Annotated in this window: 23 protein-coding genes; 11 read left to right on the top strand and 12 right to left on the bottom strand. The window is 69.6% G+C overall.

Features of this window, described 5'->3' with window-relative positions:
• Nucleotides 1–4 precede the first annotated feature (4 nt).
• A complete protein-coding gene (locus ACZ7CF_RS27700; RefSeq protein ID WP_458431016.1) occupies nucleotides 5–823 on the top strand; it encodes an esterase/lipase family protein in 819 nt (272 codons plus the stop codon).
• A 3-nt stretch (nucleotides 824–826) separates the two neighbouring features.
• Here ACZ7CF_RS27700 and ACZ7CF_RS27705 read toward each other — a convergent pair whose 3' ends face one another.
• Nucleotides 827–1,609: a helix-turn-helix transcriptional regulator gene (locus ACZ7CF_RS27705; RefSeq protein ID WP_470370933.1), complete on the bottom strand. Its 783-nt coding sequence runs from the start codon at nucleotides 1,607–1,609 to the stop codon at nucleotides 827–829.
• Between the two features lie 68 nt (nucleotides 1,610–1,677).
• Here ACZ7CF_RS27705 and ACZ7CF_RS27710 point away from each other — a divergent pair, with 68 nt between their 5' ends.
• Nucleotides 1,678–2,412, top strand: a complete 735-nt coding sequence (locus ACZ7CF_RS27710; RefSeq protein ID WP_470370934.1) for an SDR family oxidoreductase — start codon at nucleotides 1,678–1,680, stop codon at nucleotides 2,410–2,412.
• A 115-nt stretch (nucleotides 2,413–2,527) separates the two neighbouring features.
• Here the strand turns inward: ACZ7CF_RS27710 and ACZ7CF_RS27715 are convergent, their stop codons facing one another.
• Both ACZ7CF_RS27715 and ACZ7CF_RS27720 read right to left on the bottom strand, forming a co-directional pair.
• On the bottom strand, nucleotides 2,528–3,442 hold the full coding sequence (locus tag ACZ7CF_RS27715; RefSeq protein ID WP_360392160.1) for a hypothetical protein: 915 nt from the start codon (nucleotides 3,440–3,442) through the stop codon (nucleotides 2,528–2,530).
• Nucleotides 3,443–3,508: 66 nt separating this feature from the next.
• Nucleotides 3,509–4,477: a DUF2332 domain-containing protein gene (locus ACZ7CF_RS27720; RefSeq protein ID WP_360392157.1), complete on the bottom strand. Its 969-nt coding sequence runs from the start codon at nucleotides 4,475–4,477 to the stop codon at nucleotides 3,509–3,511.
• Between the two features lie 104 nt (nucleotides 4,478–4,581).
• Here ACZ7CF_RS27720 and ACZ7CF_RS27725 point away from each other — a divergent pair, with 104 nt between their 5' ends.
• Entirely contained in the window at nucleotides 4,582–5,340 is a 759-nt protein-coding gene (locus ACZ7CF_RS27725) for an enoyl-CoA hydratase/isomerase family protein (RefSeq protein ID WP_458431019.1), read from the top strand.
• 15 nt (nucleotides 5,341–5,355) lie between these two features.
• Here the strand turns inward: ACZ7CF_RS27725 and ACZ7CF_RS27730 are convergent, their stop codons facing one another.
• The 7 genes from ACZ7CF_RS27730 to trxA all read right to left on the bottom strand — a co-directional run bounded on the left by ACZ7CF_RS27730 (nucleotide 5,356) and on the right by trxA (nucleotide 9,045).
• Nucleotides 5,356–5,955 carry an MBL fold metallo-hydrolase gene (locus ACZ7CF_RS27730; RefSeq protein ID WP_470370935.1) on the bottom strand — a complete coding sequence of 200 codons (600 nt, stop codon included), beginning with the start codon at nucleotides 5,953–5,955 and terminating at the stop codon, nucleotides 5,356–5,358.
• On the bottom strand, nucleotides 5,955–7,043 hold the full coding sequence (locus ACZ7CF_RS27735; protein ID WP_360392151.1) for an S-(hydroxymethyl)mycothiol dehydrogenase: 1,089 nt from the start codon (nucleotides 7,041–7,043) through the stop codon (nucleotides 5,955–5,957). The genes ACZ7CF_RS27730 and ACZ7CF_RS27735 overlap by 1 nt, the downstream gene beginning before the upstream one ends.
• Nucleotides 7,044–7,055: 12 nt before the next feature.
• The gene (locus tag ACZ7CF_RS27740) at nucleotides 7,056–7,574 is read right to left on the bottom strand and encodes a VOC family protein (RefSeq protein ID WP_360392148.1); all 519 of its coding nucleotides are present in this window, start codon (nucleotides 7,572–7,574) and stop codon (nucleotides 7,056–7,058) included.
• A 102-nt stretch (nucleotides 7,575–7,676) separates the two neighbouring features.
• Nucleotides 7,677–7,946, bottom strand: a complete 270-nt coding sequence (locus tag ACZ7CF_RS27745) for a DUF4235 domain-containing protein (protein WP_360392146.1) — start codon at nucleotides 7,944–7,946, stop codon at nucleotides 7,677–7,679.
• On the bottom strand, nucleotides 7,943–8,230 hold the full coding sequence (locus ACZ7CF_RS27750; protein WP_360392143.1) for a DUF3618 domain-containing protein: 288 nt from the start codon (nucleotides 8,228–8,230) through the stop codon (nucleotides 7,943–7,945). The genes ACZ7CF_RS27745 and ACZ7CF_RS27750 overlap by 4 nt, the downstream gene beginning before the upstream one ends.
• Nucleotides 8,227–8,616: a phage holin family protein gene (locus tag ACZ7CF_RS27755; RefSeq protein ID WP_360392141.1), complete on the bottom strand. Its 390-nt coding sequence runs from the start codon at nucleotides 8,614–8,616 to the stop codon at nucleotides 8,227–8,229. The genes ACZ7CF_RS27750 and ACZ7CF_RS27755 overlap by 4 nt, the downstream gene beginning before the upstream one ends.
• Before the next feature lie 60 nt (nucleotides 8,617–8,676).
• On the bottom strand, nucleotides 8,677–9,045 hold the full coding sequence (trxA, locus tag ACZ7CF_RS27760) for a thioredoxin (protein ID WP_360392139.1): 369 nt from the start codon (nucleotides 9,043–9,045) through the stop codon (nucleotides 8,677–8,679).
• A 186-nt stretch (nucleotides 9,046–9,231) separates the two neighbouring features.
• Here trxA and ACZ7CF_RS27765 point away from each other — a divergent pair, with 186 nt between their 5' ends.
• The 4 genes from ACZ7CF_RS27765 to ACZ7CF_RS27780 are packed head-to-tail and all read left to right on the top strand — an operon-like array spanning nucleotide 9,232 to nucleotide 13,373.
• The gene (locus ACZ7CF_RS27765; protein ID WP_360392136.1) at nucleotides 9,232–10,134 is read left to right on the top strand and encodes an ABC transporter substrate-binding protein; all 903 of its coding nucleotides are present in this window, start codon (nucleotides 9,232–9,234) and stop codon (nucleotides 10,132–10,134) included.
• Between the two features lie 10 nt (nucleotides 10,135–10,144).
• The gene (locus ACZ7CF_RS27770; RefSeq protein ID WP_360392133.1) at nucleotides 10,145–10,963 is read left to right on the top strand and encodes an amino acid ABC transporter permease; all 819 of its coding nucleotides are present in this window, start codon (nucleotides 10,145–10,147) and stop codon (nucleotides 10,961–10,963) included.
• Nucleotides 10,950–11,708 carry an amino acid ABC transporter ATP-binding protein gene (locus tag ACZ7CF_RS27775; RefSeq protein WP_470370936.1) on the top strand — a complete coding sequence of 253 codons (759 nt, stop codon included), beginning with the start codon at nucleotides 10,950–10,952 and terminating at the stop codon, nucleotides 11,706–11,708. Before ACZ7CF_RS27770 ends, ACZ7CF_RS27775 begins: the two co-directional genes overlap by 14 nt.
• Nucleotides 11,709–13,373 (top strand): aminotransferase class V-fold PLP-dependent enzyme, encoded by a 1,665-nt coding sequence (locus ACZ7CF_RS27780; RefSeq protein ID WP_470370937.1) that lies wholly within the window; start codon nucleotides 11,709–11,711, stop codon nucleotides 13,371–13,373.
• Here the strand turns inward: ACZ7CF_RS27780 and ACZ7CF_RS27785 are convergent.
• The gene (locus ACZ7CF_RS27785; RefSeq protein ID WP_470370938.1) at nucleotides 13,351–13,533 is read right to left on the bottom strand and encodes a DUF397 domain-containing protein; all 183 of its coding nucleotides are present in this window, start codon (nucleotides 13,531–13,533) and stop codon (nucleotides 13,351–13,353) included. The two genes, ACZ7CF_RS27780 and ACZ7CF_RS27785, sit on opposite strands and share 23 nt — an antisense overlap.
• On the bottom strand, nucleotides 13,508–14,347 hold the full coding sequence (locus ACZ7CF_RS27790) for a helix-turn-helix domain-containing protein (protein ID WP_470370939.1): 840 nt from the start codon (nucleotides 14,345–14,347) through the stop codon (nucleotides 13,508–13,510). Before ACZ7CF_RS27790 ends, ACZ7CF_RS27785 begins: the two co-directional genes overlap by 26 nt.
• Nucleotides 14,348–14,501: 154 nt before the next feature.
• Here ACZ7CF_RS27790 and ACZ7CF_RS27795 point away from each other — a divergent pair, with 154 nt between their 5' ends.
• The 4 genes from ACZ7CF_RS27795 to ACZ7CF_RS27810 all read left to right on the top strand — a co-directional run bounded on the left by ACZ7CF_RS27795 (nucleotide 14,502) and on the right by ACZ7CF_RS27810 (nucleotide 20,180).
• Nucleotides 14,502–16,748: a chitobiase/beta-hexosaminidase C-terminal domain-containing protein gene (locus ACZ7CF_RS27795; RefSeq protein WP_470370940.1), complete on the top strand. Its 2,247-nt coding sequence runs from the start codon at nucleotides 14,502–14,504 to the stop codon at nucleotides 16,746–16,748.
• A 93-nt stretch (nucleotides 16,749–16,841) separates the two neighbouring features.
• The gene (locus tag ACZ7CF_RS27800; protein ID WP_360392681.1) at nucleotides 16,842–17,195 is read left to right on the top strand and encodes a hypothetical protein; all 354 of its coding nucleotides are present in this window, start codon (nucleotides 16,842–16,844) and stop codon (nucleotides 17,193–17,195) included.
• The gene (locus ACZ7CF_RS27805; protein WP_458431029.1) at nucleotides 17,188–17,802 is read left to right on the top strand and encodes a DUF6879 family protein; all 615 of its coding nucleotides are present in this window, start codon (nucleotides 17,188–17,190) and stop codon (nucleotides 17,800–17,802) included. The genes ACZ7CF_RS27800 and ACZ7CF_RS27805 overlap by 8 nt, the downstream gene beginning before the upstream one ends.
• A complete protein-coding gene (locus ACZ7CF_RS27810; RefSeq protein ID WP_470370941.1) occupies nucleotides 17,802–20,180 on the top strand; it encodes an ATP-binding protein in 2,379 nt (792 codons plus the stop codon). Before ACZ7CF_RS27805 ends, ACZ7CF_RS27810 begins: the two co-directional genes overlap by 1 nt.
• Nucleotides 20,181–20,211: the final 31 nt, after the last annotated feature.

The following is a 20,211-nucleotide window of genomic DNA, read 5'->3' on the forward strand; positions in this document are numbered from 1 at the left end:
CCGTATGTCCGCCATACCTTCGGACGACGTCTTCGACGAAGCTGCCGCTTCGCCCCTGCACCTCGTGAGAGGCAGCGCTCCCGGCCTCTTCTGGTACCTCACCGAACCCACCCGCTGCGCCCTGGACGTCGGCGAGTTCGTCGCGACCCGGTCGATGCTGCGCGGTGCGCCCTCCGGTGACGGCCACCCCGTCCTCGTGTTCCCCGGTCTCGGCGCCGCGGACCCGTCCACGGTGATGCTGCGCCGGTTCCTCTCCGGCCTGGGCTACGAGGCGCACCGCTGGGGCCTGGGCACCAACATCGGCCCGACCCGCCACGCGGTCGACGGCATGCACGCGCTGGTCAAGAAAGTCTCCGACGCCCACGGCGGCCCGGTGTCGATCGTGGGCTGGTCGCTCGGCGGGATCTTCGCGCGCGAGATGGCCCGTGACCACCCGCACCGGGTGCGCCAGGTGGTCACCCTCGGCTCGCCGTACAACATGAGCGATCCCGTGCAGTCACGGGCGATGCCCGCGTTCGCGCTGTTCTCCCGCCTGCACATCCCGAAGGACGAGTTCCCGCCGCCGGAGTCGACCCGCCCGCCGATCCCGGTGCCGGCCACGTCGGTCTACTCCAAGACCGACGGGATCGTGTCCTGGGAGTCCTGTGTGGAGGAACCGGGCCCGCGGCGGGAGAACGTCCAGGTGTCCTCGTCGCACCTCGGGTACGGCTTCAACGCGAGCGTGCTGTGGGTGGTGGCCGACCGGCTGGCCCAGGCGGAGGGCACGTGGGCGCCCTTCACCGCGCCGCCGGGCATGGCGCGCATGTACCCGCGGGCGGCCTGACCCTCAGCAGGGCCGGGCGTCGGCGTAGATCACCAGCGTCCGGTCGGGCTGCCCGGCGAGGTGGAACGCGGTGTAGGCGTAGTCGAGGGGCCCGAGATCGGGGTGGCGCAAGCGTTTCCGGCCGCTGCCCTGGTCCTGCACCTCGTGGTGCGGCCACCACGAGCGCACCTCCGGGCTCGCCTCGTGCAGCTCGGCGACCAGCCGCGTGAACCGCTCGTCGGCGGGGTGGCGGCCCGCGAGGGTGCGCAGCCGGGCGAGCAGGCCGCGCGCCTCCTGCTCCCAGTCGAGAACGACCTCGCGGGCCAGCGGGTCGGTGAACGTCCACCGGGCGAAGTTCGGCTTGTGCGCCTTGAGGTTCACGAACAGCTCGGCCGCCGCCGCGTTGTGGCTGAGCACGTCGTAGGTCGCGCCGATCACGTACGCCGGGTGCGGGCCCAGCAGGTGCGGCACGGCCGCCACCTCCGCGGTCACGGCCTCCGCTTCCGGCACCCGCGTGGTCGCGTGCCCGGCGAGCAGGAACAGGTGGTCCTCTTCGGGCCGGTCGAGCCCGAGCGCCGCGGCGAGCGCGGTGAGCACCTGGCCGGACGCCCGCACGTCGCGCCCCTGCTCCAGGTACGTGTACCAGGTGGCGCTGATCCCGGCGAGGACGGCGAGCTCCTCCCTGCGCAACCCCGGTGTCCTGCGGCGGGACGTGTTCGGCAGCCCGGCCTCGGCGGGGGACAGGCGTTCCCTCCGGCTGCGCAGGAACGCGCCGAGCTCACGCCGCTGGTCAGCCGTCCGTCCCATGCTGGTACCTCCGGTTCCAGCATAAACCGGCTCTGGATACCAGGGTGAGGCCGCCGCAGGCTGGTGCCATGTCAATCGAGGACAAGGTCGTGGCGATCACCGGTGCGAGCAGCGGGATCGGAGAGGCGACCGCGCTGCTGCTCGCACGCCGCGGAGCACGGCTCGTGCTCGGCGCCCGCCGCACGGACCGCTTGGCGGACCTGGTGGCGAGGATCGAGCAGGCGGGCGGCACGGCCGTGCACACGGCCACCGACGTGACCCGGCGCGCGGACCTGCACGCGCTGGTGGCGCTGGCCCGCGACCGGTTCGGCCGGCTCGACGTGCTCGTCGGCAACGCCGGTGCGGGCCCGATCTCGCCGCTCGACGACCTGCGCGTCGACGAGTGGGACGAGATGGTCGACGTCAACGTCAAGGGCGTGCTGCACGGCATCGCCGCCGCGCTGCCGGTGTTCCGCGAGCAGGGGTCCGGGCACTTCGTCACCACCGCCTCCACCGCGGCGTTCCGCGTCGTGCCGGCGATGGCGGTCTACGCGGGCACCAAGGTGGCCGTGCAGGCGATCTGCGAGGGGCTGCGCCAGGAGGCCGGCCCGCGGGTGCGGGTCACGACCGTGTTCCCCGGTTTCGTGCACACCGCCTTCGCGGAGGCGTCAGCCAACCCCGGTGTGCGGGCGGGCATCGCGGCGATGCGCGACGAGATCGCGATCCCGCCCGACGCCATCGCCCGCGCCGTCGCGTTCGCCCTGGAGCAGCCGCCCGACGTGGACGTCAACGAGATCGTCGTGCGCCCCACCGCCCAGGCCTAGCCGCCGCCCTGCCGGCCAGAAGTTCTTGTCCGCCTCCTTCCCCTCCTTGCAGACGCCGGCAAGCGGCAGCTGTCGATCGCGGTCACCCTCCAGCGGTGGACCGGCACCTGCTGGCTCAGCCGCGGTAGGCGTTGCGCACGTAGGTGAGGCTGAACGTGCCCTTGCCGGAGAAGTACGAGTTCACCAGCTCCGCCGGGTGCGTGGCCAGGTAGCCGCGGTAGAACGCGCCGTCGTTCTGGTCGTCCCAGCCCCAGGGCGCGTTCGCCGCGTTGTCCTTGCCGTTGTCGCCGCGGAACGTGCCGAACGACGCGTACGTCTCGGAGTTGTTGCGGCGCGCCCACATCCCGTTCGCGGCGAACGTGTCCACCAGCCGGTACTTCACGTCACGGTCGTTGCCACCGGAGGGCACCTCACCGGTCGCGGCGGGGTGGTAGACGACTCCGTCGCCGCCGGGGAAGTCGTTGCCGTCCCAGCGGTACAGGCCGTGGCCCTTGGCCTCCTGGCGCGTGGCCGGCCGCCCGCCGGAGAGCAGCAGCGTGCCGTCGACCGTCTCCGAACCGCTGCGGTACGGCGACCCGGCCGGCACGTAGGAGTAGAAGTCGCTGTGCGCCACCGTAACGGCGGCTTCGAGCGTGCCGTAGGAGGCGTCCTTGCGGACCACGAACAGCGCGCCCTCCAGGTCGTTCTCGTGCGTCGTGAGGCCGAACGGGTCCGGCTTGTCGTCCCAGTCGCGCGGGTGGAAGAACGAGTAGACGAGGAACCAGTGGGTCTCCGTCTCCACCACCGAGTAGTAGGCGGCACCGGTGAGGCGGCTCAGCTGGGTCTGGTTCTCCCAGTTGTTCAGCCCGTCCCAGTCGCCGTCGAAGTCCACTGTGGACAGGTAGTCCGCGTCGTGGTCCGACGAGTCCGTGTCCTGGTGGTGCACCGGCGCCCAGTGCAGGGCGAGGTCGTAGTCGGAGACGGCCGCCTGCGCCGGCGCGGCGATGAGGGTCGTCGTGAGCAGAACAGCGGTCGCGAAAAAAGTTTTCACCCACCGCAAACTAGAGGTGATGAAGCCACGGGCACCACGGTGCGCGATTGACCGTTCACGGACTGTTCAGCTGTAGATCGTCACCGTCAACCGCGGCGTAGACCGGAAGTCGGCCGCCTCGTACGCCACGCGCGCCAGCGGCATCGACCCCGCCGCCGCGGTCAGCGTCGTCTCGATCTCCAGCCGCTCGTCCTCGGTCAGGTACGGCCAGAACGAGCTGTGCCAGATCACCGTGCAGGTGTCGCTCTCGTCCGGCGCCACGAGGTTCTCCCGCAGCCACCGCCCGGCCGGTGACCGCGCGACCCGCACCCCGACCTGCGCGGCGAGCTCGATGGCGTCGTCGAGGTCCCAGCGCAGCGCGTCGTGCTCCGGCGGGATGAACGAGTGCAGGATCATCGCGTGCCGCGGGTCGGCCGGGTCGCGCGGCTGCAGGTCGCAGCCCGCCCGCGCGACGATCCGGAGCTCCGGTGGCCGCGGTCCCGCGGCGGCGAGCCGGACGGGCGAGTCCCGGTCGCCCCACTCCCAGTCGAGGCCGAACCAGCGGTAGCGGTCCAGGATCAGGTTCAGCCCCGCGCACGCGCCCAGTTCCAGCAACCGGACCTTGGGCGCGCCGATCATCGTGAGGCCCCGCAACAGGAACCCGGCGGTCTTGGGCTGGTGCTGCTGCACGGTCCGGTCGAGCGCCGCGAGGATCTCGCCGGGGTTCTCCACGATCGCCCGCCGCGCCGCCAGCCACGCCAGCAGCGACGCCGAGTCCGACGCGCCCGCCATCGCCGCCGCGTGCGCGCCGGCGAACCGCTCGCTCAGCTCCGGCGCCCGCCCCGACAGCATCAGCAGCCGCACCCCGGCCAGCGCCTGGATGCCGAACAGCGGGCTGTGCACCGCGCTGTGCGAGCAGAGCAGGTCGGCCACCGGGCCGCCCCGGTCGAGCTCGCTCGCCAGCTCGGAGAGGATGCGCGCGGAGACGGGGGCGCTGCCGCGCAACCGCGTCGCGAAGGTGCGCAGGGTGGCAGCGCCGATGCCGGCCGCGGTCACGCGTTCCTCCCTTGTTCGGCAACGGACGTCACAACGGCGTGACCGCGTTCCTACCCGAACAAGAGCCGGGATGTGCGCCGAATGCGCGCTGTATCGTGCGGCAAGTGAGTGAATTCCTTCAGCTGTCAACGGCGGGTCCGGTCGCCACGCTGACGATCGACCGGCCGGCCAAGCGCAACGCGATGAGCTACGAGATGTGGTCCGCACTGCCCGGCCTGATGGCCCGCGTGTCCGCCGACGACAGCGTCCGCGTACTGGTCATCAGGGGTGGCGAGCACTTCTCGGCCGGCGCGGACATCGCGGAGTTCTCCACCCTGCGCCGGGGCGCGGAGGGTGCCGCGCGCTACGGGGAGGCCGTGCACAACGGCGAGCGCGCCATCGTGCAGCTCGACAAGCCCACCATCGCGGCGGTGTCCGGGTTCTGCGTGGGCGGCGGCTGCGAGATCGCCCTCGCCTGCGACCTCCGGGTGGCGGCGGCCGGCGCGCGGTTCGGGATCACCCCGGCAAAGCTCGGCATCGTCTACAACTTCACGTCCACCAAGCAGCTCGTCGACGTGGTCGGCCCGGCGTGGGCGAAGCAGATCCTGTTCTCCGCCGACCTGATCGACGCGGCGACCGCGTTGCGGATCGGGCTGGTCAACGAGGTCGTCGCGGACCTCGGCGCGCGCGTCGGGGAACTGGCGGCGCAGATCGCCGGGCGTGCGCAGGTGAGCGTGCGCGGGGCGAAGAAGATCGTCAACTCGATCACCGACGGTGGCCACGAGGACGACTTCGTGCGGGCGCTGTACGCGGAGGCCGCCTCCAGCGCCGACTACGCGGAGGGCGTGTCGGCGTTCCTGGAGAAGCGGCCCCCGCGGTTCTGACGTGGCCGGCAGGGGTCAGAAGCGTTCGGCGTCGATCGTGGTGTCCTCGCCGTGGCCGGTGTGCACCACGGTGCCGCCGGGCAGCTCGAAGAGCTTCTCCCGGATCGACCGCTCGATCGTCGGCCGGTCGGAGAACGACCGGCCGGTCGCGCCCGGACCGCCCTGGAACAGCGTGTCACCGGTGAACACCGCGCCCAGCGACGGCACGTAGAAGCACACCGCGCCGGGCGAGTGGCCCGGCGTGTGCAGCACGTGGATCTCCTCGCCGGCCACCGTGAGCACCTGGCCGTCCTGCAACGCCTCGTGCGGGATCACGCCCGTGTGGGTCAGCTCCCACACGACCCGGTCGGCCTGGTGCAGCGCCAGGGGAGCACCCGTGGCGTGCGCGAGGTCGGGAGCGACCCGCACGTGGTCGTCGTGGGCGTGGGTCAGCAGGATCGCCTTGACCCGGCGGCTGCCGACGACCGCCAGGATCGCGTCCACGTCGTGCGGTGCGTCGATGACGACGCACTCCCTGTCGTCGCCGATCACCCAGACGTTGTTGTCGACGTCGAACGTCTCGCCGTCCAGCGAGAACGTGCCGGACGTGACGGTGTGGTCCACCCGCAGCGCCATCAGAACACCACGACCGATCGCAGCACGTCGCCGTGGTGCATCTTCTCGAACGCGCCCTCGACGCCGTCCAGCGCGATCTCCTCGGTGACGAACGCGTCCAGGTCGAACCGGCCCTGCTGGTAGAGGTCGACCAGCAGCGGGAAGTCCCGCGAGGGCAGGCAGTCGCCGTACCAGGAGGACTTGAGCGACCCGCCGCGCGAGAAGAAGTCGATCAGCGGCATCTCCAGCGTCATGTCCGGCGTCGGGACGCCGACCAGCACGACCGTCCCGGCGAGGTCGCGGGCGTAGAACGCCTGCTTCCACGTCTCCGGGCGGCCGACCGCGTCGATCACCACGTCCGCGCCGAACGAGCCGGTCAGGTCCTGGATCGCCGTCACCACGTCGTCGACCTCGCGGGCGTTGACCGTGTGCGTGGCACCGAAACCCTTGGCCCACTCCAGCTTCCGCGGGTCCGTGTCCACGGCGATGATCTTCGCCGCACCCGCGAGGCGCGCACCGGCGATCGCGCCGTCACCGACACCACCGCAGCCGATCACGGCCACCGAGTCGCCGCGCGTGACACCACCGGTGTTCACCGCCGCGCCCACACCGGCCATGACACCGCAGCCCAGCAGGCCCACGGCCGCGGCCCGCGCGGACGGGTCGACCTTCGTGCACTGTCCCGAGTGGACCAGCGTCTTCTCGGCGAACGCGCCGATGCCCAGCGCGGGCGACAGCTTCGTGCCGTCGGTCAGCGTCATCGGCTGCGTCGCGTTGAACGTCGAGAAGCAGTACCACGGCTTGCCGCGCTTGCACGCACGGCACGTGCCGCAGACCGCGCGCCAGTTGAGCACCACGAAGTCGCCGGGTTCGAGGTCGGCGACGCCCTCGCCCACGGACTCGACGACACCGGCCGCCTCGTGCCCGAGCAGGAACGGGAACTCGTCGTTGATGCCGCCCTCGCGGTAGTGCAGGTCGGTGTGGCACACGCCGCACGCCTGCACCTTCACCACGGCCTCACCGGGTCCGGGGTCGGGCACCAGCACCGAGGTCAGCTCGACGGGTTGTCCCTTGCCCCTGGCGACGATGCCCTTGACCTCTTGCGCCACTCTGCGACTCCTTCAGTTGACGAGCGTCGAGCCTTCGAACTTGCCCAGCTCTTCCCGGTAGAACTCAATCCCTACACCGTTGGGGTCGCGGATGTACAGGCTGTCCTCGACGCCCCGATCCGGCCCCAGGTACTCGACCCCGTCCTCGTCGAGCTTGGCCTTGATCGCGTCGAACCGCTCCGGCGAGATGGACAGCGCCAGGTGCTGCACGGCGCCGATCGTCTCGGAGAACGGCGGGTGGTCGTGACCGGGGAAGTCGAAGAACCCCAGCAGGTTCTTGCTGCCGAGGTCGAAGAAGAAGTGGCTGGAGCCGCGGTAGTCGCGGTTCTCCACGAGCTCCACGAGCGGGAAGCCGAGGAACTCCTGGTAGAACCGGATCGTCTCCTCGACGTCGCGGCAGATCAGCGCGATGTGGTGGACGCCCTGCGTCGGTGAGCCGCCGCGGTCGGCCAACGGCTTCACGTAGCGTTCGCGCAGCTCGTCGCGCTTGGCCCTGATCGCGTCCAGCTCGGCACCCTCTGGCTGTGGCATGCCGACCAGAGTAGTTGAGGGTTCAAACGCCCGCAGGACCACGACGAGCCGGTCCGCGGGTGGGCGCGGACCGGCTCGTGTCGTGCTGTGGTGGTGCGGTGGTCAGTCTTCCTCGTCACCGGGCCACTTGCCCGTGGCCTTCTGGAAGCCGACGGCGCCACCGCGGTCGATCGCGGCCTTGACCAGGCCGAAGATCGCTCCCTGCAGTGCGGCGGCGAGCAGGACCTCGCGCCAGCGGCGGTCCTTCATGGTCGCGCTGGGCGCTTCCTTGTCGCCGGCGACGACCTTCCAGATCTGCCCGAAGATCGCCGTGGCGGCCATGCCGCCCAGCGCACCGAGCAGCATTCCGAGTGGGCGGTACAGCAGCTTCATCCGTTCCTCCTGGACAGCTTCCAGATGAGGAGCACGAGTGCCATCAGCACCGCTCCGATCGCCAGCGGGTGCTGACGCGCCTTCTGCACCTGCTGCGCCACCGGTTCGGGCAGCGACGCCACGGCCTGGTCGGTCGCCGCGGTCATCCGCACGACCGTCTCGTGCGCCTGCTCCTTCACACGACCCGGCACGTCGACCTTGTGCGCCAACGCCTCCACGGTCTCGCCGAGCTCACGGCGGGTGCGTTCGACGTCCCGCTGCAACTGCTCCCTGGGATCGGTCATCGGTGCGCACTCTCCTTGATCGTCGCGATGTCGCGCTGGACGTTCTCCACCGCCTGCCGCGGCACGGGCGGAGCGGCCTGCTTGACCTGCGAGCGCCCCACCAGCGCCAGGACACCGGCGATCAGGAGGAGCCCGGCGGCGACGATGAGGGCAGCCGCCCACCCGGGCAGCACGAGGGAGAGGGCGAGGACCAGGCCGGCGACGACGCTCAGCCCGCCCCACCACGCGAACACGCCGGCCGCGCCGAACAACCCGGCGCCGACACCGGCGTGCTTGCCCTTGTCCTTGAGCTCGGCGACCGCGAGGCGAATCTCATCGCGTGCGAGCCTGCTCACCTGCTCGGACAGCTGGTTGACCAGCTGTGCGGTCGACGTGTCGGTGTTCATGCGACTCGGCTACCCGGAGTAGCCCCTCGCGAATCACCGACATGGGTGTTTCGCGGGAGGTCAGCCCTGTTCCTGCGCCTGCTTGACCTTCGCGTGGACCTCTTCCATGTCCACACCGCGGGCCTGCTCGATCAGGTCGTCCAGCGCGTTGCCCGGCAGCGCACCCGGCTGGGCGAACAGCACGACACCCTCGCGCACGATCATCAACGTGGGGATCGACCGGATGCCGAACGTGGCCGCGAGCTCCTGCTGCGCCTCCGTGTCGACCTTGCCGAACACCAGGTCCTCGTGCTTCTCCGACGCCGCCTCGTACGTCGGCGCGAACGCACGGCACGGCCCGCACCACTCGGCCCAGAAGTCGACCAGGACGATGCCGGAACCGCCGACCACCTCGTCGAAGTTCTCCGTGGTCAGCTCGACCGTCGCCATCTGTTCCTCCTCGTAGTTGGCTCGCCCCTCCCAACGCCCCAACCGCCCCCAGAATTCCCGCCCCTCCGGGCACGCGGGGACCCCGCGTGCCCTCTACGAGTACGAAAGCTCCCCGCGTGCACTGAGGCAGGCGTGGATTTCAACTTTTTGTGGACGTCTTCAACTTCGCGTTGTAGGTTCCCGGCCATGAAGCCGCGCCTGCTCGTGACCACGCTGCTCGTCGCCACGCTCACCGCGTGTGGCGGCACGTCTGACAACGCGCAGACGACCACCCCGCCGTCCTCGGACCTGTCGAGCGTCCAGAAGGACGACGCGCTCGCCGCGCTCGTGCCCCCGGCCATCGCGCAGACCGGCAAGCTGCGGGTCGGGTCGAACATCCAGAACCCGCCGAACAACTTCTACAAGGAGGACGGCAAGACCCCGCAGGGGTCGGAGGTCGACCTGATCACCGCGATCGCCGCCAAGATCGGGCTCAAGGCCGAGCACAGCGACATGGCGTTCAGCTCGCTGATCACGAGCCTGGAGACCGGCCGGGTCGACGTGACGATGGCGGCGATGAACGACACCGCCGAACGTCAGCAGAAGATCGACTTCGTCGACTACTTCACCTCCGGCATCACGATCATGGTGCAGAAGGGCAACCCGCAGGGCGTCAAGGGACCCGACGACCTCTGCGGCAAGGGGGTGGCGGTGAACCTCGGCAGCTCGCAGGAGACGTTCGCCAAGGAGCAGAGCCAGCGCTGCGTCGCCGCGGGCAAGCCCGAGGTGCAGGTCAGCGTCACCGACAGCGACACCGGCAACCAGAACCAGCTGCGCACCGGCCGCGTCGCCGCGATCCTCAACGACCTGCCGACCGCCGTGTACGTCGCCAAGACCGCGGGTGACGGCGCGTTCTTCGAGGTCGTCGAGCTCGCCCCGATCAACGGCGGCCCGTACGGCATCGGCGTGAACAAGCAGAACGCCAAGCTCAGCGAGGCGGTCAAGGGCGCGTTGCAGGCACTGATCGACGACGGCACCTACGCCAAGATCCTCGGCAACTGGGACATCAAGCAGGGTGCGATCGGCAAGGCTGCGATCAATGGCAAGTGATGTGGATCGGATGTCCGATCAGAAGCAGGATCATGAGCTCGTCGTCGTCCCGCTGAGCCACCCGTGGCGGTGGGTCAGCGCGGGGATCATCGTCATCATCATCGCCGGCCTGGGCTGGGCGATGGCGGAGGCGCAGATCCAGTGGGAGCACGTCCCGGGGTTCTTCACGCACCCCGTCATGCTCGAAGGCCTGGTCAACACGATCGTGCTGGCCATCGCCGCGCAGGGCGGTGCGATCGTGCTCGGCGTGGTGGTCGCGCTGATGCGGCTGAGCGCCAACCCGGTCGCACGGTGGTTCGCCATCGGCTACATCTGGCTGTTCCGCGGCCTGCCGGTGCTGCTGCAGATCCTCATCTGGTTCAACCTCGCGCTCGTCTTCCAGAACATCAGCATCCCGATGGTGTTCAGCGTGCCGACGAACGTGGTGATGACCGCGTTCGTGGCGGCGTTGCTGGGGCTGGGGCTGAACGAGAGCGCCTACATGGCCGAGATCGTCCGCGCAGGTCTGTCCAGCGTGGACCCCGGTCAGACCGAGGCGGCCAAGTCGATCGGCATGACGCCGGCCACGACGTTGCGGCGGGTGGTCCTGCCGCAGGCCATGCGCGTGATCATCCCACCGACCGGCAACAACTTCATCAACATGATCAAGGGCACGTCGATGGCGTCGGTGATCGCGTTCCTGGAGCTCATCCACGCCGCGAACAACATCGCCTCGCGCAACCTGGAGATCATGGAGACCCTGTTCGCCGCCGCGGCCTGGTACCTGGTGATGGTGTCGCTGGCGTCGGTCGGGCAGCACTACCTGGAGCGTGCGTATGGCCCTCGTTGAGGCGGTCGATGTTCGCAAGTCGTTCGGTCACACCGAGGTGCTCAAGGGCATCGACCTGGAGGTCGAGCGGGGTGAGGTCGTGTGCCTGCTCGGGCCGTCCGGTGCCGGCAAGTCGACGTTCCTGCGCTGCGTGAACCACCTGGAGACCATCGACGCGGGCCGCATCTGGGTCGACGGCGTGCCGGTCGGGTTCCGCGCGGCCGGCGGCAAGCTGTACGAGCTGAAGGAGCGCGACGTCGCCCGGCAGCGCCGTGACGTGGGCATGGTGTTCCAGCGGTTCAACCTGTTCCCGCACCGCACGGCGCTGGAGAACGTCTTCGAGGGCCCGGTGCACGTGCTCGGCGTCGACCGGGCCACCGCCGTCGCCGAGGCGCGCGACCTGCTGGAACGGGTCGGGCTCGCGGAGAAGGCCGGCGCCTACCCGGCGCAGCTGTCCGGCGGCCAGCAGCAGCGTGTTGCGATCGCCCGCGCGCTGGCGATGAAACCCAAGCTGATGTTGTTCGACGAGCCCACGTCGGCGCTGGACCCCGAGCTCGTCGGGGAGGTGCTCGACGTGATGACCGGTCTCGCCCGCGACGGCATGACGATGATCGTGGTCACCCACGAGATCGGCTTCGCCCGCTCGGTCGCCGACCGCGTGGTGTTCCTCGTCGACGGCGCGGTCGTCGAGTCCGGCACCCCGGCCGACGTGCTCGACAACCCGCAGCAGCCGCGCACGCGGCAGTTCCTCGCAAAGGTGCTCTAGGTGACCAACTCCTCGTACCTCGCCCAGTTCCGCGAACCGGAGGGGTACCTCGACTTCGCCCGCTTCGGCCCCCCGTCGATCCCGGTGGTGGCGGCCACGACCCGGCTGATGGAGCAGGCGTCGCTCGCCGGTCCCGCCACGGTGGACACGCTGATGCGCGAGGAGCAGCGCGTCAAGGCCGCCGCCGCGCGGCTGTGCCGCACCGACACCGACCACGTGGCGCTCGTGCCGAACACGTCGACCGGCCTCTTCCAGGCCGCGTTCGGCCTGACCGGCACCGTCATGTACTCGGCGGCGGAGTTCCCGTCGAACACCTACCCGTGGGTGCGCGCGGGCCTGCCGTCGGTGGTGCTCGACGGCGCGGTGACGGCGTCCTCGGTCGTCGACGCGCTCACGCCCGAGGTGTCCGCGCTGTCGGTGTCCGCCGTGGACTTCCGCACCGGCTACCGGGCGGACCTGGCGGCGTTGCGCGAGGCCGTCGGCGACCGCCTGCTGATCGTGGACGGTATCCAGGGCTTCGGCGTGGTCGACGAACCGTGGGAGGTGGCCGACGTGCTCGTGGTCGGCGGCCAGAAGTGGCTGCGGGCCGGGTGGAGCACCGGTTTCGTGGTGCTGTCGGACCGCGCGCTGGAACGGCTCCAGCCCGTGCTGTCCGGGTGGACGGGCGCGGTGGACGCGGGCCTGTTCGACAACGCCGTGCATGCCGCAGCCCCCGACGCGGCGGCGTGGAACGTCACCAACCTCTCCCCGGTCGTGTCCGGTGCGTTCGCCGAGGCGCTGGAGCTCGTCGAGCTGGCGGGCGTGGGCGCGCTCGACACCGCCGTCGCCGAGGTCGTCGCCGAACTGGAGGAGATCGTGCTGTCGTGCGGCGGCGAGGTCGTCTCCGCCCGCGACCGCCGCGCCGGCATCCTGGCGTTCACGACGGCCGAGGCCGCGCCGGTCGTGGGGGAGGCGCTGAAGTCGTTCGGCGTCACCGCCACCGTCCGCCCGGAGCACGTCCGCCTGTCCCCGCACGCCACGACCACCCGCGGCACCCTCGAACGCGTCCGGTCGGCGCTGCGGTCGCTGTCCGGTCCGTCGGTCTCGACCATGCCGGCGGCGCTGTCGGCGCTGGTGCCGACGGTCGACAGCCTCGCCACGGCACTGGGCCCGGACACCGAGGTCGTGGTGCACGACCTGTCCCGGCTGCCGAACTCGATCATCGCGATCGCCGGCTCGCTCACCGGCCGCCAGGTGGGCGGCCCGATGACGGACCTGCTGCTCGGCCTGGTCCGCCGCGGCACGACGACCGACATGCCCGGCTACGAGACCTACGCGCCGGACGGCCGCGCGATCTGGTCGTCGACGACCTTCGTGCGCGACGCGGCCGGGGTGGCGGTGGGCTGCCTGTGCGTCAACAAGCTCGCCGCGCACGAGGCGTCCGGGCCCGTCGAGTCGTTCCCGCAGGACGTGGACACACTCCAACGGGTGCTCGTCGAGAAGGCGATCGCCGACGTCGGGGTGCCGGTCGAGCTGATGAAGAAGGTGCACAAGTCGCAGGTCGTGCGGGTGCTGGACGAGGCGGGGTTCTTCCTGATCCGCGACTCGGTCGACCACCTGGCGAGCGTGCTCGCGGTGACCCGCTACACGATCTACAACTACCTCAACGCGAACCGAGGTGCGTGAGCAGCGACTGCCAGGCGGGGGTCGAGAACGTGAGCACGTCGCCGCTCACGTTCTTCGAGTCCCGCACCAGCGCGTTGTGGTCGAGCGACACGTCGACACAGGCGCTGCTGTCACCGCCGGTGCTGTAGCTGCTCTTACGCCAGATCCGTTCCTGCCCCATCAGATTCCCCTCGAAGTCGGCTGATGTACTCCATCAGCTTGCGCTTCGATTGTTCCTGATCCAAGGCGAGCGCTTCCAGTCGCTGGAACAGGTGGGTGGCGACCTCGACCGCGGGCTCGTCCTGGGCGAACACCTGGGCCATCTCGGTGTCGGTGTAGACCAGCGCAGGGGCCTTCTCGAACTCCATCAGCGCACAACCCGCTGTCAGCACGATGGCGTCATCCGGCACGATCCGCACGATGTAGGTGTTGAACAGCAGCTGCAGGTACTGGTCCTCCATGATCCGGTCGTCGCCGACGTGGGTCCGCAGCGCGCGTTCGAGGACGTAGATGCGAACGTCCGGCCTTCTGGCACGCCGGAGGATCGTCTGCCGCTCCATCCGCACTTTCACCCGCGCGGCGACCTTCTCCGGCGGGATCAGCCCTGCGTTGCGGTACAGCGCATCGGCGTAGTCAGGGGTTTGGACGAGACCAGGGGCGGTGCTGGTCTCCACCCAGGTGATCTTCGTGGCCAGCGACTCGGCCATCATGAGCGTGCGCAGGTTCTCCGGCATCTGGGCGAAGTACGGGTCGAAGGCGTGCCGGTACCGGGCCTGAAAAGCCTCGATGTACTCCAGGTCCTTGCCGCACACCGTCAGGTACTGGATGATGTCGCCCGCGCTCGCGTGCGCCTTCCCGTGTTCGATGGTGGAGACCTTGCTCGGGTCCCAGCCGAGCCGGTTCGCCATGGCGCGGCCGTGCAGCGACGTGCTCGTCTCCCGGATGAGGCGCAGCTCGTCGCCGAGGTCACGGCTGTACGCGGTGGAGTAGGTCATGGCCTCCGACGCTATTGCTTGAAGTCGTTTCAAGGTACGGACCCGTTCGGGTGGAAACGGCGCTTGTCCCGCGGACCCGCGCCGTTTACCGTCATCAGGTGTGAGAGCGCTCTCAAAGACGAGATTGCAGGCCGGCTTCGCTGCCGTTGCCGTTGTGCTGGCTTCATTAGCCGCGTCCGACACCGCTTCGGCGGCGGCGGACTACACGCAGAACGTGACGTCCGTCAGCACGTCCGAGGCGAGGATCAACTTCACGCCGACGACGCCCGCTCTGTACGTGGACGTCCACTACCTGATCACCAACACGCCCCAGCAGAACTTCCGGATGACCAACAACGGCGGGACGTGGCAGAAGTCCGTCGGGTCGCTGTCGGCGGGCACGGTGGTCGAGTACTGGTTCACCTACGAGAAGAGCGGCCCCCAGTACGACACGCCGCACTTCACCTACACGCACGGCAGCACGCAGGTACCGGTCGCCACTCCCGCGTTCAGCCCGCCGGGCGGCGCCTACACGTCCGGGCAGACGGTGACGATCTCCACCGCCACCTCCGGCGCGACCATCCGGTACACAGTGGACGGTTCGACGCCGACGGCGTCCTCCCCGGTCTACAGCGGGCCGATCTCGGTGCCGAGCTCCAGGACCATCAACGCGATCGGCATCAAGTCCGGGCTCGCGAACTCGTCCGTGGGCAGCGCCACCTACACCATCGGCACGCAGCAGGGTTGCGTGCAGTCCAACACGCCGAACTTCGGGCCGAACACCCGGATCTTCGACCCGAGCATGTCGGCGGCGAGCATCCAGACGCAGCTGGACGCGGACTTCAACATGCAAAAAGACACGCTGACGGCGCAGATGGCGCCGCGGCGGGTCGCGCACCTGTTCAAGCCGGGCACGTACAACATCCACGACGACGTCGGCTACTACACGTCCGTCGCGGGTCTGGGCCGCAACCCCGGTGACGTGGTCATCAACGGCGACATCACCGTGGACGCGTTCAACGAGTCCGACCAGGGCGTGGCGCTGCAGAACTTCTGGCGCTCGGCCGAGAACATGGCCGTGAACCCCAGCAACGGCACCAACCGCTGGGCCGTCGCACAAGCCGCGCCGTTCCGCCGCATGGACATCCGCGGCAACCTGGCGCTCTACCCGGCCTCCTACGGCTTCGCGTCCGGTGGCTACACCGCCGACACGCGCGTGTCCGGGCAGACGGCGTCGGTGTCGCAGCAGCAGTGGTACACCCGCGACTCCAACTACGGCAGCTGGAACGGCGGCGTGTGGAACATGGTGTTCTCCGGGACGCCCGGCGCTCCGGCGACCACGTTCCCGAACCCGCCGTCGACGACCCTCGCGACCACGCCGGTCTCGCGCGACGTGCCGTACCTGTACTTCGAGAACGGTGCCTACCGGGTGTTCCTGCCCTCGTTGCGCACCAACGCCTCCGGTGCGTCGTGGATCAACGGCGGCACGCCCGGTTCGTCGTTGCCGATGAGCCAGTTCTACGTCGTCAAGTCCGGTGACACCGCCTCGACGATCAACGCGGCGCTGGCCCAGGGCTGCAACCTGTTCTTCACGCCCGGCATCTACAACGTCAACCAGACGCTGCAGATCACCCGGCCGAACACCGTCGTGCTCGGCATCGGGTACGCGACGATCGTGCCGCAGAACGGCGTCACGGCCATGCAGGTCGCCGACGTCGACGGCGTGCGGATCAAGGGCGTCCTGTTCGACGCCGGCACGACCCTGTCGCAGTCGCTGCTGACCGTCGGCACGCCCGGCTCGTCGGTCTCGCACTCGGCGAACCCGATCACGTTGCAGGACGTGTTCTTCCGCGTCGGCGGCGCCATCGCCGGCAAGGCCACGAACAGCCTCGTCGTCAACAGCAACGACACGATCATCGACCACACCTGGGTCTGGCGCGCCGACCACGGCAACGCCGGCACCTACGGGTGGAACGAGGCCATCGGCGACACCGGTGTCGTCGTCAACGGCAACAACGTGCTGGCCACCGGCCTGTTCGTCGAGCACTACCAGAAGTACCAGGTGATCTGGAATGGCAACAACGGGCGGACGATCTTCTTCCAGAACGAGATGCCCTACGACGTGCCGAACCAGGCGGTGTGGAACTCGCCGAACGGCCTGGCCGGCTACGCGGCCTACAAGGTCGCGGACAACGTGACCACGCACGAGGCGTGGGGGCTCGGCAGCTACTGCTTCTTCAACGTCAACCCGTCGGTGCGGGCCCACCACGCGTTCGAGGTGCCCAACCGGTCCGGGGTGCGACTGCACAACCTGCTGACCGTGTCGCTCAACTACAAGGGGACCATCACGCACGTGGTCAACGAGACGGGAGGGGTGACGCCGCCGGGAACCGTGCCGGTGAACGTCGTCAACTACCCGTAGGCGCTCGATCATGCAAACGGCCCGTCACGATGGTGACGGGCCGTTCGCTATTGAGGTTCATACGATCGGTGGAAGAACGGCTTCGTGGTTCCGATGTTTTCGGTGCTAACCTTGATTCTCTTACGTTTGGGGAGAAAGGACATTCTTGTTATGTCCACAAACATATGGCAACCGAATCCGTCGGCTGACTTTTCCCGGCGCTGGGGAATCGCACCGCAGGAACCGGGCAGCGGCGGTGAGTCCGACGAAGCCGCCAGCGGTGGTGAGTCCAAGTGCCCTGACATCTGGGAGCTCGACAACGGCGACGTCGCGGTCATCGGCCGCGACCTCACCCCGGAGTACGCGGGGCGCCTGCCGGACGGCGTCAGCGTCGGCGCGGACGAGCGGCTCGTCGTGCTGCCGCGGGGAATGGTGATCGCGGCGAAGGCGGACATCCCCGATGCATGACCTGTTCGGTGGTGCGGAAGGCGAGCTGCTGCTCGGAGACGCATACCTCGACGACTTCGACCGGCGCTTCTGGAACAGCGGCCGGTCCGGCTTCTGGAAGCTCGAACGGCTGCAGCACTTCGAGGAGCCGGGGGACGACAGCTGGGAGGCGTTCCACGAGGGCGACTGGCACCGGTCCCTCGCGCTCCTGGACGAACGCAGGCCGGCTCTGCGTGCGCATTACGCGAAGATCGAGAACGCGGGGTTCGTCACCTCCCGAGTGCGAATAGTGGAGCATCCGCTGACGGACTACCTGAGGTGGGAACTGCACCTGCTCCGCGTCAGGGATCAGCTCGGCGGCCCTACTCGGATCCTGCTCCAGCAGGAGGTCGCGCGCTTCGAGGAAAAGAGCCTGCTGCCCGAGCTGATCACCTTGGGCGACGACGTGATGTACGAGATCCTTTATGAGGAGAACGGGCGTCTGCGGGGCGCAGTGCTCTACACGGGTGCCTCTCCGGTGCTCCGTTGTCGCGAGTTCATCACACGGCTGTACGAGAAGGCGGAACCGATCAGCACGTACTTCGCACGTGAGGTCGAGTCGTTGGGGCCACCGCTGCGGAGCCGGTGATGGAGCCGGACGACCGGCTTCAGCCGAGCTCCTCGGTCTCCGGGTCCGCCGCCGACGTGGTGCAGGCGAGGGATGTCGAAGGCGGCATCCACTTCCACGGTCCGCGCGACCACGAACGGCCGTTGCCGCGGCCGAACCAGCTGCCCGGTGGCACGAGCGGGTTCGTGAACCGGCTGCACGAGCTCGCCCGGCTCGACGAGGTGCTGGAGCAGGCCGACGAGGAACCGGTCGCCGTCTACCTGATCACCGGCACGGCCGGTGTCGGCAAGACGTCGCTCGCACTGCACTGGGCGCACAGCGTCCGGCACCGGTTCCCGGACGGCCAGCTCTACGTCAACCTCCGCGGCTACGACCCCGGCGCGCCGGTGACGGCCGAGCAGGCGCTGGAACGGTTCCTGCGGGGGCTCGGCGTGCCGGCCACAACGATTCCGGTCGCCCTGGAGGACCGGTCGGCGTTGTTCCGCTCGCTGCTCGCCGACCGGCGCGTGCTGGTCGTCCTGGACAACGCGGCGAGTCCCGGCCAGGTGCGGCCGCTGCTGCCCGGCAGCTCCACGTGCCTGGTCCTGATCACCAGCCGCAACCGCTTCTCCGGGCTGGTGGCCCGCGACGGTGCTCGGCGGCTCGTGCTCGACATGCTCTCCGAGGAGGAGGCGGTTCGGTTGCTGCGCACGGTCACCAGCGGCTACCGGCGCGACGACGACACGACCGACCTGGTCGAGCTGGCGAGGCTGTGCGCGCGGCTGCCCCTGGCGTTGCGCATCGCCGCGGAACGCGCGTCGAGCCGTCCGCTGATGATGCTGAACGAACTGATCGACGATCTGCGCGACGAGTCGGCGCTGTGGGACGCGCTGACCGCCGACCAGGACGACGAGTCGGATGCCGTGCGGACCGTCTTCGCCTGGTCCTACCGGGCTTTGCACGCGGATGCCGCCCGGTTGTTCCGGCTGCTCGGACTCCACCCCGGAGCGGAGTTCGGCGTCACCGCGGCGGCAGCGCTCGGCGGCCTCGGTCTGTCCGAGACCAGGAAGTTGCTCGACGTGCTGATCGGCGCGCACATGCTGGAACAGCATGCGCCGAACCGGTTCCAGTTCCACGACCTGTTGCGCATCTACGCGGCACAACAGGCGTTCCACCATGAAGATGCCGCTGCCAGAAGGGACGCCGTGGACCGGGGACTGAGCTGGTACCTCCACACGTTGTCGAACGCGACAGCGGTCATCGCACCACTCGACCGGCGCGTCGTCCTGACACCCTTGCCCGCGAACACGACTCCTGTGTCCTTTTCGGACCGGGGCGAGGCGTTCGACTGGTACGAGCGTGAGCGGGCGAACCTCGTCGCCGCCGTCCGCACCGCCGTCTCGGCCGGCCGGGACGACGTCGCGTGGCGGCTGCCGGTGCTGTTGCGCAGCATCTACGTCAGCCGCAACCCGTTCGAGGACTGGATCGAGACCAGCTCCGCCGGGCTGGCGGCCGCGGAGCGGATCGGCGACCTGGCAGCCCAGGGCGAGGTGCTCGACAGCCTCGGCAAGGCCTACCTCCAGTCGCAGCAGCTGGAGCGCGCCGAGGAATGTCATTCGCGGGCACTGGCCCTCCGCGCGGAGAGCGGCGACCGCTACGGGGAGATGGTGTCGGTCAACGCCCTCGGACTGCTCGAGTGGCGCCGCCGAAGGCTCACTCCTGCCATCGAGCGCTTCCGGCAGTGCCTGGAGATCGCTCAAGAGCTCGGTGACCGCCGCTGGCAGGCACTGGCGATGACCAACCTGGGCGGTGCCAGCTACGACCTCGCGGAGCTCCCGGCCGCGGTCGACGCCCTCGGCCGTTCCGTGCAGACCTACCGGGACCTCGGCGACCGTGCCTACGAGGGGAACGCGTGGTTCCTGCTGGCCGCGGCCCAGCGGGAGAACGGCGAGCTCGACGCGGCGGCGGAGTCGATCGGGCGAGCGCTCGCCATCGCCGAACAGGACCACCACGTCGCCTGGGAGGCGTACTGGCTGACCGAGTTGGGCCGAATCCAGCGTGCCAGGGGAGAGGTGGCCGACTCCCTGGTCTCCTACCAGCGGTCCGCGGTGGCGCAGCGGCAGCTCGGTGACCGCAACCGGGAAGCAGAGGCGCTCGACGGCACCGGTGAGGCCTATCGGGAACTGGGCAGGCCGGACGAGGCGGAGAAGTTCCACCGGACCGCCGTGACCGCATTCCGGGACACCGGCGACCGCTGGATGCTCGCGTGCGCACTCACCAACCTGACCCGCGCGCTCAGGGAGTCCGAACAGCCGGAGCAGGCAGCCGCCACCGAACAGGAAGCGCTCGCGGTCTTGGCGGAGTTCGACGAACCGCGGGCGCGGCAGCTCGTCGCGGCGCTCCGGAGCCCGAACCGATGACCTGACTTCGCGTGACGGTGCTCTCCCTCGA

It is taken from the genome of Lentzea sp. NPDC036955, assembly GCF_055608005.1.